Consider the following 12,764-nt stretch of genomic DNA (forward strand, 5'->3'; position numbering starts at 1 on the left):
TACATAGGTCTAAGCGTATTATGATAAAATCCATAGCGATATATGTTATGATAAAAGACGGAATATATTAGTGCACCATACATTTATCTATTACAAATAGAAAGTTCTTCCCTAGCATAATTAAGTTAAGGAACGGGAAGAGGATAAGTGTACGCCTACGTACATAATTTCACTTTATGAAATTTTAGTAAATAGAAAAGTTTATAAATGGTAAAGAGCTTTGCAAAACTAATATGTTAACAATTTAAAAAGAAAGGGAGACATTCATGGAGCAAACTTCAACACAAAAACATCACGAGTATAGTGTAAAAGTGATTATGACAGTATTGCTTGCGGGCGCCTTTGTCGCTATTTTGAATCAAACGCTATTGGCAACAGCATTGCCGCATATTATGGCTGATTTGAAAATTGATGCAACAAAAGCGCAATGGCTAACAACAGTTTTTATGTTAGTTAACGGGATTATGATTCCTGTTACAGCATTTTTAATCGGGAAATTTTCAACAAGAGGATTATTCTTAACAGCAATGGGCCTATTTGCTATAGGTACAGGAGTTGCGGCTATTTCACCGACATTTTCTTTATTGCTTGTAGGTCGTATATTACAAGCTGCAGGAGCTGGTATTATGATGCCACTTATGCAAACCATTTTACTTTTAATGTTTCCAATTGAAAAACGCGGAAGTGCAATGGGAATGGTTGGACTTGTTATTGCCTTTGCGCCAGCTATTGGACCAACACTATCTGGATGGATTGTTGACAGCTACTCATGGCGCTATTTATTCTATATCATTTTCCCAATTGCAGTTATAGATATTATTTTCGCGTACTTTGCGCTTAAAAATGTAACAGAGCGCAAAAATCCAACGCTTGATATTCTATCCATTATTTTATCTACGCTTGGTTTCGGAGGCTTGTTGTTTGGCTTTAGTAATGCAGGATCAAATGGATGGGGAAGTTTATCTGTTTTAGCTCCACTTATTGTGGGAATTGTAACACTTGTTTTATTTATTGTTCGTCAGTTTAAATTAAAAGAACCAATTTTAGAATTTAGAGTGTTCAAGAATCCGATTTTCACACTTACAACAATTATTGCAATGATTGTTTTCACAGCAATGATTGGTGGTGCAACAATTTTACCGCTTTACATCCAAGGAATGCTGCACTATAGCGCTTTAAGATCAGGGCTTATCCTTCTTCCAGGTGCCATTCTAATGGGGGTTATGTCACCAATTACAGGACGAATCTTTGATAAAGTAGGAGCGAGAGGGTTGTCTCTTGTGGGAACAGCGCTTCTAACGATTGGTACAATCCCCTTTGTAATATTAGATAATCATACATCAATTACACTTATTACAATTATGTATGCAGTCAGAATGCTTGGGATGGCAATGGTTATGATGCCTTTAACAACGGCTGGTTTAAATCAACTGCCAAGGGAGCTTATCACGCATGGTACAGCTATGAATAACACAATGCGTCAAGTTGCAGGAGCAATTGGAACGGCGGTCTTAATTACAGTTATGAGTAGTGCAACTAAAAATGCGGAGACAGCTGATCAGTTGGTGGCTCAAATTCATGGAGTCAACATGGCATTCCTGGTTACCGCAGTTCTTGCTTTCGTAGCATTATTAATGTCTATCTTTGTAAAAGGCTCAAGAAAAAGTGCTTTAAGTAAATAAATTATTTATTAAAAGCTGTTCTCTTAGGAGAACAGCTTTTTTACATGAATAAAAATAGAGTTTTGATATAATGAAAAAAAAGGAAAGGGAGAGGGGAGTATAAATGATAACAATTGATTTACAGAAAGAAAATGTAAAACAAGTTTTAGAGAAAAAGAATATAAGAGGCGTCAAAGCTCGTGTAGGTCTTGTTTTAGACATTACAGGATCAATGAGAGCACTTTATAAAAATGGAACAGTGCAGAAAGTTGTAGAACGTATCTTAGCTGTAGCACACGAGTTTGATGATGATGGGGTTTTAGATGTATGGGTGTATGATAATGAATTCTCAAGGCTCAAATCCGTCACTGAACTAGACTTTGAAGATTACGTAAATCGAGTGATTTTAGAAGATGACCTCATTCATAAATTTGGCCGAAACAATGAATTACCTGTTATGGAGGATGTTATTAAAAAATACATAGAAGAGGAAAAAAGTGACTATCCAACTTTCCTTGTCTTTATTAATGATGGAGGGTGTAAGAAAAATATTAAATCTCTTATTGAAAAAAGCGCAGTAAAGCCAATTTTTTGGCAATTTGTTGGTATTGGTAATGGAAACTTTGACTTCTTAAAAAACTAGATGAGCTAGAGGATCGCATTGTAGATAATGCAGATTTCATACACATTGAAGATATTGAAAGCACCTCAGACCGTGAACTTTATGATCAATTATTAAATGAGTTTCCTTTGTGGCTAAAAGCAGCCAAAAAAAAGAGTATAATAAAAAACGTGCAAGAAGATAACCGAAAAGAAGGATTTTTCAAGAGAATTTTTGGAATGCAAAGGAAATAAAGCATGAAAAAGAGAATATGATATTCATATTCTCTTTTTCTATTATTCTATTAGTTTAAAACTTTAACTTGAACAGTTCTTGAACCCCAGTTTTTAGCTTGATGTTGATCAGCCATAAAGAGATCAATACGGTTACCTTTAATAGCGCCACCTGTATCTCCAGCGATTGCTTCACCATAGCCTTGAACCCATACTCTAGAACCTAATGGAATAACGCTTGGATCAACAGCAATTACTTTTTGATTAGGATTGCTGTTTAGATCAATACCTGTTGCTGTTACACCTGAACATCCAGAACAGTCAGCTGTATAAGCTGTAGCTGTAGCTGTAATTGTTTTAGATGCAGTTGCTTGTTGTTGTTGCTGTTGCTGTTGCTGTTGCTGTTGTTGCTGTTGTTGCTGAGCCTCTTGTTGAGCCTCTTGTTGAGCTTGGGCTTGTTGCTGAGCTTGGGCTTGTTGCTGAGCTTGAGCCTCTTGTTGAGCTTGAGCCTCTTGTTGAGCTTGGGCTTGTTGCTGAGCTTGAGCCTCTTGTTGAGCTTGGGCTTGTTGCTGAGCTTGGGCTTGTTGCTGAGCTTGGGCTTGTTGCTGAGCTTGAGCCTCTTGTTGAGCTTGAGCTTGTTGCTGAGCTTGAGCCTCTTGTTGAGCTTGAGCTTGTTGCTGAGCTTGAGCTTGTTGCTGAGCTTGAGCTTGTTGCTGAGCTTGAGCTTGTTGCTGAGCTTGGGCTTGTTGCTGAGCTTGAGCCTCTTGTTGAGTAGGAGCTTGCTGCTGAACCGGAGCTTGTTGTGTAGCTGCCGGAGCGTTAGCCGTAATTGTTAATTGAACTCCTGGATGAATTATATCTGACGTTAAGTTATTTGCGTTTTTTAAGTCTTGAACAGTTACGTTAAATTTTTTGGCGATTCCCCAAAGAGTATCACCTTTTTGAATTGTATATGTTTTCTCCTCAGAGACAGTTAATTTGTCTCCAGGCAAAATTTTATTTGATGTAAGGTGATTCCAATTTTTAATATCTTTTACTGAAACGTTATGTTTTTGAGAAATTCCCCAAAGCGTGTCCCCTTTTTGTACGTCGACTTCTTTAGCAGATACTTGTGATCCGATTGTTACAGATAGAGCCGTTGCTGTTAAAAGTGAAACCATCTTCTTCTTCATAAACATATCTCTCCTTTGTTAACTCTGGATTTATAAGCTAACGAGAGTCATATTAACATAGATATGTTTCAAAAGTATTACAGAGTAATTAGCTCAGTGTTACAATTTAACTACAAGGGTATGTGTTGGAAAAAAAGGAAGGTAACTTTATTACTATTTAGCGCTTACATCAAGGGTTATACTGCTTTTTCCCTAGATAGAGAGTCTTAGAAAAGAAATTTGTTTAAATAGAGCTACTTTTTCATAGGAAAATAGAGTGAGGCCAATTGGGAGAAGGGCTGAGGGGGAAAAAAAGAAAAAAATAGAGAATAAGAGAATCTAGGAAAATAAAGGCTTTATTGTAATAATGTTAAAATAGGTGCAACGAATACCTACTTTTGTTACAAAATTATACAATTTAAATAAGAATGATTCCTATAAACTAGAGTGAGAAGAACAAATAAAAAAAAGGCAACCTTAAAAAAGGCTGCCTTTTTCTTTATTTATGAATCCATACAAGTCCTGCTGAATTATCTTTTGCTTCACCCATGACCTCGAACTTTAGACCAAGTTGAGGTAAAATTTTACCTGCATCAGGAATATTTTGATCAATATATGTTTTGGAATCATCAAAAGCTCTATTTCCTTTTAAGGAATAAAAGTTATAGCTTCCACGTGTTAAATCATTTAAAGAGAATGGTTTCGTACGATCAAATGAAAAAGCTGCGTCTGCGACTTGATAACGTGTGCTTTGGCTATACGTTATTTTCTCATCCTTTTTGCCTGCAATAGCTTTTGGATGTGCGTCAACTACCCCTAAGAACCCTTCACCAGGATGTTCTCCTACCCAGTTATCTGTGAAGCTTTCATCGCCATACCAAACGACAAGCCCTGTATTGTACTTCGCATTTCTTGAATGCTCTAGCGCTTTGTCACTTCCGGCATAGTTTCGCCATTCTAGATAGTAGTAATGATCTTTTGAAAATGTTCCATCTGATTGGATAAACCCATCCATTTCTAATTTAGGAGTACCTTCACTATCATCTTTAAATATATTTTTGTCGTCAACAAGTACATTTGCTTCATCTAATGCGAAACCATCTAATGATAAACCACCATCTGTGACATAATTAAATTCAAGATGTACTTTCTTTCCTATAAAAGGAGTTAGGTTGTAATTTTTATCAACCCATTTTCCTTTTGTAGATTCTGCCCGTCCATCTCCATCTGTGTCTTCGTCTCCAATTGTATCAATTTCTGTTTTAGTTCCATCATCTGTTACAGCATAAACATGAAGAAAATCATAATCATATTCAATATCATAGAAGGCCTTGTATTGGAAGCTTGCCGTTTTTGCATTTGTTAAATCAAATTGTGTTGTTTTTAACGTATGATTTAAATTATCTCCTTTTGTACTATAGTAATATTGTTTGCCAAAAGCAGGAGAGATTCCTTTTACTTTTTTAGGAGGTAAATTGACTTTTACAATGCCTGGGTTGTTAGATTTTGTCACGCTTTGATCTAAAACAGCGCCAACTCCATACTTATTAATATCTTCATAGTCTACTGTTGCAATATTAGCCCAGTTTCCTCCCATTGTTGTTTGGAAAAACTCTTTGTTTTGAGGAGAGAAACTCGTTGGTTCTGTACCTGCAATCTTCCCATTCCAACTACCACCGCTCATAATAGACCATGAAGCAACAGGTTCTCCTTCTCCGCTATATTGTGTATCATATTCGTCTGGTAATCCTAAATCGTGTCCATATTCATGGGCAAAAACGCCAACTGCTCCATCTTCGGGTTGAATGGTATAATCGAAAGCAGCCATTTCGCCCCCCCAATAATCAACATCTGCTTTTGTTCCATCAACAGGGTGGACTCCGTCTAATGTCCAGCGGTGTGACCAGATTGCGTCATCTCCAAGGGAGCCACCGCCTGCTTCCTGTCCAGTTCCAGCGTGGATAATCATCAAGTGATCAACAAGCCCGTCTGGTTCGTTGGCATTTCCGTCACCATCATAGTCGTACAAATCATAGTTATCAAAATTTGATAACTCAATTCCGGATTTAACGGCAGCATCTAAAGCATCCTTTACTAGTCCACGGGGACCTTTTGTACCACTTGCGTTATCATGTCCACTTGTTCCGTCTGCCCCATAATCAGCAGCATTACCTTGAACAGTCAACCAATCTGATACAGTCCCATCAACAGTATAGCTTCCACCAGATTGTTCTTCGTAATACTGCTTAAATGTTTTAACTTTGTCTCCATTAAAGAGCTTGAATTCCTTATCTCCAAACATTAAGTCATCATAATGTTTTTTATTAAAGTCATCATCATACATATATCCTTCTTCTTGCTCAACATTGTTATGTTTAAAGTCATTATATTCAACGAGAAGGACAAGAACTTTGTCTGTACGGACATCACCATTATATTTTGTTTGCTTTGCTTTTTTTACGTTTATTCCATTTTTCCCCTTATTAAGTTGTTTGTTTGCTTTTTCGAGTTGTTTGGCTAGCTTTTTTTGCTGCTTTTTAACTAGTTTTTCAGCTTTTTGATTAAATGCAGCTTTCTGAGGGTGTTCCGTATTTTTTTCTACACTTTTTTGGTTAATATAATTTTCAACAGCGTGGTCTAATGAAGAATTTGTGAGGGATTTACTTATGATGCCTTTCTCTTGAAGTTCTTTTGCTAGCCTTTCTTCAGGAATAAGTCCTGGATCAATAGGAGGGGAAGGGTTTATGTTCTCATGCGTCTGGGCAGAAGCTTGTCCTCCTAGTGGTGCTAGAAACATTGAGCTAGCCAAACAAAGTCCAAAGAAACCTGTAGTCAATATTCTCTTTTTCAATACTCCATCTCCTTTTTAAAAAAGTTTTCAGAAAATATAGATAAATATAGTTTAATATTTTGATAAAATTTGTCAATATATTATTTATTAGATAGAGATTTTGTTGTATTTATAAAAATTTAAATATATAAACATTAAAAATTGCTAAATAAATAGAGGAGATATTCTTTTGAGAGAAGAAAGTTTTGGATATGTATAAAAGATAAATGGAGAGAAGGAATATACATAAAAAAACAGAAAATTTAAATTTTATTTTTTTAACATGTGTTAAATTTCCAATGGTTTATCCCTATAAATATGTTATTTTTATAGTTGCATAACGATTCACTTATTTTCTTCAGAAGATGTATTAGGGAGGGAAATTTAGTAAATGAAAAAGCAAAAAAAACCAAATATTAATTCAATCTATTTTTTGAGGATATTTGCGATGTTGATGGTTATCCTTGTGCACGTCACAGGAGCCTATACTTATACATTACTAGCTGGAACAGGCGCTTATGAAAAGTACCATTTTATTAATCGTATCATTAGAATTGAAGCGGGTATTTTCATTGTGATTACAGGAATGGTTTTCTTTTACAACTATATTAACCGGCCTTTAACGATATCGTTGTGGAAAAATTATTACATTAAAAGAGTGTCCTACATTTTAGTTCCTTATCTTGTTTGGGCTATTATTTATGAAATTTACTCTCATTGGGGATCTATGGACACCTTTAATTTGCAAGAAGCACTTGTACGTATTGCAAGAGGTGAGTCGTATTATCAGCTTCATTTTATTTTTCTAATTGTACAAGTTTATCTTGTACTCCCCATTTTTGTATACATTGCGCAAAAATGGATGTTTTTTAGGAAGTATATGTGGCTCTTTGGTATTGCAATTCAAGTCTGCTATTCTTTATTAAATTCAGCTTATCATTTCACAACCCTTAATTTATTTGTAGGCAGTTTAGCTACGTTTTTACTAGGAGCCTGGATTGGGGTTTACTATCAAGAACTGCGAGAAAAAGCATTTAAAAAGTCAAATATCTTATTGTTAATCTTTACATTTGCTATTGGTACGATAACGGTTATACTCCACTATCATATATACACAATGCAGACGTTACATTTACCGGCTGCTATCTATAACATGTGTAATTTAACATTTATGGTAGTAGGAAGTTATACAGCATTCCTTGTAGCTGAAATGTTAGCTCAAAAGTTTTCTCCAAAATATATGGCTATTGTTAAAAATATTGCTGTTTATTCCTTTGGATTTTACTTGATTCATCCGCTTGTTCTTACAGGAGTAGCAAAATTTATTCCGTTGCAAGCAAACGTGACTTTCCATTTTAGTATGCTTGCAACATATATTGCAGTTGTTTTCCTTTGCTATACAATCATATGGGCTGTTCATAAGTTCCTACCCTTTGCCAACTTTATGTTTGGAAAGCTTCCGAAAAAGGCAGTCTTTCTTTACGAACATAAATCTTCTACATTGAAGGGGTAGATATAGATTATATAATGATGTCAAAAAAGGCTACGTAGTTTGTAGCCTTTTTTGTATATTCTCACAACGATTTTAGTAGCTATTTTACTTTCTGTTTGAATGGAGCATGTTCATATAGTGTATTGGAAAAGTTCCTTTGTACATAATGTCGGCCTTCTTTTCTATGGGGATGGAATCTTCCTTCATTGGAGGTTCGATTTATGGAGTTGCATCAGATAAAAGCAAGAATATTGGGTTTAAAATCCCTTCAAAAAGTTCTCTATACGAAGGATTGTATTTTGTAGGAGGCTCTACACACCCAGGTGGAGGAGTTCCAATGGTTGTTTTATCTGGACAACTTACCGCTGATTTAATTAAAGAAAACAAACTTCAAAAAGCAGCTAAGTAGAACATAACTTCTTTAAAAAGTGCAACCAAAAAGACATATGAAGCGTATAAGGTGATATAGAGAAAATTATGGGTTTCATATTAATGTAGTCTATATAAGGAGATGGTTCGTATGTCATTTTTTAAGAAAGTTGCGGCAAGTATAGGAATTGGTTCTGCTAAAGTTGATACTCTATTACATTCATCATCATATTCTCAAGGGGAAGAAATTACAGGTGTCGTCCATGTTACGGGAGGTAATGTTGAGCAATCAGTGAGTGACATTGATATTGAAGTTATGACACAGTATCTTATTGAAGAGGATGACAAGAAACACTATCGTGAAGTGAAGGTGTTATCTCATCGCGTAGCAAATTCTTTCATTATTAAAGCGGGAGAGCAAAAAGATTTTCCTTTCTCATTCCAGCTTCCTTTAGATACACCTGTTAGTGTGCGAAACGTGAATGTCTGGCTTCATACAGATGTTGATATTGAAAAAGGTGTTGATAGCAAAGATAACGATTCTATCAAAGTTGTGCCACATAAGTGGGTTAACAATGTGCTTCAAGCTGTTGAACAAATAGGTTTTCGACTTCATGAAGCAGATTGCGAACATGCTCCGTATTTTCGACGACGTTTGCCTTTTGTTCAAGAATTTGAATTTCGCCCGGTTTCTTCGCAATATAGAGGGAAACTTGATGAGCTTGAACTTGTTTTCCAACTCGAAGACCATGGCTTAGAAGTAATTGTTGAGATAGATCGAAAAGCAAGAGGAATGTTTGGGTGGCTTGAGGAAATGTATAATGATGGGGAACGTCTCCTTCGTGTGCATTTTGATAAGGTAGAGCTTGAGTCAGGACAAAAGCATATCGAAACAAAGCTCCAAAGTTTAATCAACCAACATGCAGGGTAAAAAATGATATTAATGAAAGTAAGAACGTAGAAGAGAAAGGATGAAAGTAACGTGACAGAAGGTCAACGACAAGGTGATAATATCTATCAAGTATCAACCTTCAGTGCTTTACTAGATGGTGTATTTGAAGGGGAAGTTCCTTTTAGTGTAGTGAAAAAGCACGGCGATTTTGGAATCGGCACATTCAACAAACTAGATGGTGAAATGTTAGCGGTTAACGGAGAATTTTATCATCTACAAGGAGATGGTACGATTAAAGAAGTAAAAGAAGATGAGAAAACCCCTTTTGCCGCCGTTACTTTCTTTAATCCTTCTTTAACATATCGAATCCAAGAGAATGGAACAAAGGAGCAAATTGAACAATTTATCTCTAGTATATTACCTAGCGAAAATTTGTTTTATTCTATTCGTATTACAGGCTCATTTCGTAGTATGAAGACGCGAACAGTTTCCAAGCAGGAGCCCCCATATTATTCAATGACAGATGTTGTTGAAGAACAGGATGTTTCTACATTTAAAGATTGCAAAGGAATAATTGTTGGGTTTTACACGCCACGGTATGTTCAAGGGCTGGCTGTTGCTGGTTATCACCTTCATTTTATTAGGGAAGATAAACAAGGCGGAGGCCACATCTTTGATTTTGAAATAGACAGTGGCACGGTTGAAATAGGAGAACATGCTAATCTTCAGTTTGTACTACCAAAAACAAAAGAGTTTTTAGAAGCAGATTTAATGCATGGAAATATGGCAGAAGAAATTGAAAAAACGGAAGGTTGAAAATTATAAGAAAGATCTTCTTGACACCGTTCTTTTTTCTCGGCATAATAAAGAAAAATTAGAACGTTGAAGAGGAATAGTAATTAGATTTCCCATGTAAGAGAGCGAGGTTCATCGGCTGCAAAACCTTGTCATGGAGGAGCTAATGAACCTACCTCAGAGTCTTAGAGGGAAAATCTAAGCGTGTGTACCGGCGTTAACGGAAAAAGTGGAGCATAATAACTTGTGCTCAAATAAGGTGGTACCGCGGAAAAAGCCCTCTCCGTCCTTTTGTTAGGATGTGAGAGGGCTTTTTGTATACGTGGAGGGGAAAAAATGAAGAAACAGCGTGTTGTTGTAAAGATTGGAAGTAGTTCATTAACAAATACAAGTGGTGGAATCGATAATACAAAGTTGCGTGAACATGCGGAAGCTATCGCTGCTTTACGTGCTGAAGGACATGAAGTTGTATTAATTTCTTCAGGGGCGGTTGCGGCGGGATTTACAGAGCTTGGGTATCCTTCAAGACCTGTCACAATCAAAGGAAAGCAAGCATCAGCAGCTCTTGGACAAAGTGTTTTAATGAGTGCTTATATTGAAGCTTTCAGTACTTATGGAATAAAACCAGCTCAAATTTTGTTAACTCGCCAAGATTTTGCTCATCGTGAACGTTATAGCAATGCATATGATACGCTCTCCGAACTTTTAGAGCGCTCTGTTTTGCCTATTGTAAATGAAAACGATTCAGTTTCAATTGAAGAGCTTACATTTGGTGACAATGATATGCTTTCAGCTCTTTTAAGTGGCTTAATTCACGCTGATCGTCTCATTATCCTTACAGATATAAACGGCCTCTATGATGATAATCCAAATAAAAATCCAGGTGCCAAACGGATTGACTATCTTGAACAGATCACAGAAGAGTTTTTGTCAGTAGCAAGCGCTGAAGGTTCCAAGGTTGGGACAGGGGGAATGAAATCAAAACTTCTTGCTGCAGAAATGGCGTTATCTCTTGGTGTACCAACCTTTATTGGAAGTGGTCAAGGACCTAGGAAGCTGCTCGAGGTTTTGAAAGGAAATGGAGATGGCACGTACGTAGGAGCCAAAGTAACAGGACTTAATACCCGTAAACAGTGGATTGCTTTTCATTCATCTTTGAAAGGAAAAGTAATGATTGATGAGGGGGCAGAAAGAGCGTTAGTGAAAGACGGAAGAAGTCTTCTTCTTGCAGGAGTTGTTGAAATAGAAGGCGTTTTTAAAGAAGGAGACGTCATTGAAGTAGAAGGAACAAATGGGATAATTGGTAAAGGAGAGGTGTGTTATTCATCAGAAGAGTTAAATCGTTTAAAAGGTAAGCGAAGTGATGAAATTGCACATAGCGTTGAACGTTCTTCTTATGAAGTGATCCATCGCGATCAATGGGTTGGACAGCATAATCTTTTATTAAGATAGAGGGGGAAAAAAGATGAGTGAAGTAATTGAAAAAGGTCAAAGAGCAAAAGAAGCAGCATCTGTTCTTGTTCATAAAACAACAGACGAAAAAAATAGTGCATTAACAAGTATTGCGGCACAACTTTTGGCTCAAAGTAGCTATATATTAGAAGAGAACAGCAAGGATATTGAAGAAAATCGAGCAAAAGGTGTAGAAGATTCCTTATTAGACCGTCTTCTTTTAACAACTGAAAGACTGGAAGGAATGGCTCATGGAATTGAGCAACTTGTTAAGTTAGAAGATCCAACAGGTGAAGTACTACAAACAATTGAGAGAAATGATGGACTTAAAATTACTGAAATGCGTGTTCCTCTCGGCGTTGTAGGAATGATTTACGAAGCAAGACCAAACGTGACAGTAGATGCCTCAACTCTTTGTTTGAAAACAGGTAATGCTGTTATTTTAAGAGGAAGCTCTTCTGCCCATTATTCTAATAAAGCAATCGTAAATGTGATCCATGACGGGTTAAAAAAAGCTGGTTTTCCAAAGGAGGCTGTCCAACTTATTGAAGATACAAGTCGCCAAACAGCTAAAGAGCTTTTCACACTTAATGAGTATTTAGATGTTCTCATCCCAAGAGGGGGTAAAAATCTTATTCAGACCGTTGTGAGAGAGGCTTCTGTTCCTGTATTAGAGACAGGTGCAGGTAATTGTCATATCTTCATTGATGAATCTGCAGATGTAAAAATGGCATTCGAAATTGTTATTAATGCCAAAACACAGCGTCCATCTGTTTGTAACGCAATTGAGACAGTCCTTGTTCATGACGCATGGCTTGCCCTCCATGGTAAAGATCTTCTTTCCCTGTTAATGGACCATGGAGTGGAAGTACATGGCGATGAAGCTGTTTGTCAGCTTCACAGTCGGGTACAAAGAGCAACTGAAGATGATTGGGAACAAGAGTATTTAAATAAAACGGTAGCAATGAAGCGTGTGTTGTCTGTTGGGGAAGCTGTTTCACATATTAATAAATATGGAACAAAGCATTCAGAGGCTATCATTACGAATGATGAAAGTCATGTGAAGGAATTTTTTACTTCTGTGGATGCAGCAGCTCTTTATCATAATGCCTCAACTCGTTTCACGGATGGATTTGAATTCGGGTTTGGAGCAGAAATTGGTATTAGTACACAAAAGCTTCATGCGCGAGGGCCCATGGGATTAAAAGCTCTAACATCCACTAAGTTCGTGATTAGAGGAAACGGACAAATCAAAAAATAAACAACAAAAGGCTAGCATATTGCTAGC

General features: G+C 36.6%; 8 protein-coding genes, 2 pseudogenes and 1 other annotated feature. Of the genes and pseudogenes, 8 read left to right on the forward strand and 2 right to left on the reverse strand.

The window, feature by feature from the left end:
* The first annotated feature begins 266 nt into the window (after positions 1–266).
* Both ACK3CR_RS25790 and ACK3CR_RS25795 read left to right on the forward strand, forming a co-directional pair.
* The gene (locus ACK3CR_RS25790; RefSeq protein ID WP_243515746.1) at positions 267–1,682 is read left to right on the forward strand and encodes an MDR family MFS transporter; all 1,416 of its coding nucleotides are present in this window, start codon (positions 267–269) and stop codon (positions 1,680–1,682) included.
* Positions 1,683–1,785: 103 nt separating this feature from the next.
* Positions 1,786–2,516 (forward strand): annotated as a pseudogene (locus ACK3CR_RS25795) (vWA domain-containing protein).
* 50 nt (positions 2,517–2,566) lie between these two features.
* Here the strand turns inward: ACK3CR_RS25795 and ACK3CR_RS25800 are convergent.
* Together ACK3CR_RS25800 and ACK3CR_RS25805 are read right to left on the reverse strand one after the other, a co-directional pair.
* Positions 2,567–3,667 carry a 3D domain-containing protein gene (locus tag ACK3CR_RS25800; protein ID WP_488976317.1) on the reverse strand — a complete coding sequence of 367 codons (1,101 nt, stop codon included), beginning with the start codon at positions 3,665–3,667 and terminating at the stop codon, positions 2,567–2,569.
* A gap of 478 nt (positions 3,668–4,145) precedes the next feature.
* The gene (locus tag ACK3CR_RS25805) at positions 4,146–6,443 is read right to left on the reverse strand and encodes an immune inhibitor A domain-containing protein (protein WP_488976330.1); all 2,298 of its coding nucleotides are present in this window, start codon (positions 6,441–6,443) and stop codon (positions 4,146–4,148) included.
* A 424-nt stretch (positions 6,444–6,867) separates the two neighbouring features.
* On the opposite strand from ACK3CR_RS25805, the gene ACK3CR_RS25810 reads away from it, so the two are divergent.
* The 6 genes and pseudogenes from ACK3CR_RS25810 (at position 6,868) to ACK3CR_RS25835 (ending at position 12,737) form a co-directional block, all read left to right on the forward strand.
* Complete coding sequence (locus tag ACK3CR_RS25810; RefSeq protein WP_488976318.1) at positions 6,868–7,989, forward strand: acyltransferase; 1,122 nt, start codon at positions 6,868–6,870, stop codon at positions 7,987–7,989.
* Positions 7,990–8,179: 190 nt separating this feature from the next.
* Positions 8,180–8,377, forward strand: a pseudogene (locus tag ACK3CR_RS25815) (phytoene desaturase family protein); the annotation flags it as partial.
* A 111-nt stretch (positions 8,378–8,488) separates the two neighbouring features.
* Complete coding sequence (locus tag ACK3CR_RS25820) at positions 8,489–9,268, forward strand: sporulation protein (RefSeq protein WP_488976319.1); 780 nt, start codon at positions 8,489–8,491, stop codon at positions 9,266–9,268.
* A 51-nt stretch (positions 9,269–9,319) separates the two neighbouring features.
* Positions 9,320–10,045, forward strand: a complete 726-nt coding sequence (gene budA / locus ACK3CR_RS25825) for an acetolactate decarboxylase (protein WP_488976320.1) — start codon at positions 9,320–9,322, stop codon at positions 10,043–10,045.
* A gap of 57 nt (positions 10,046–10,102) precedes the next feature.
* Positions 10,103–10,318, forward strand: a binding site (T-box leader).
* A 42-nt stretch (positions 10,319–10,360) separates the two neighbouring features.
* A complete protein-coding gene (gene proB / locus ACK3CR_RS25830) occupies positions 10,361–11,476 on the forward strand; it encodes a glutamate 5-kinase (RefSeq protein WP_243515725.1) in 1,116 nt (371 codons plus the stop codon).
* A gap of 13 nt (positions 11,477–11,489) precedes the next feature.
* Positions 11,490–12,737: a glutamate-5-semialdehyde dehydrogenase gene (locus ACK3CR_RS25835; protein ID WP_243515723.1), complete on the forward strand. Its 1,248-nt coding sequence runs from the start codon at positions 11,490–11,492 to the stop codon at positions 12,735–12,737.
* Positions 12,738–12,764: the final 27 nt, after the last annotated feature.

Source organism: Priestia sp. TRM10, assembly GCF_057808375.1.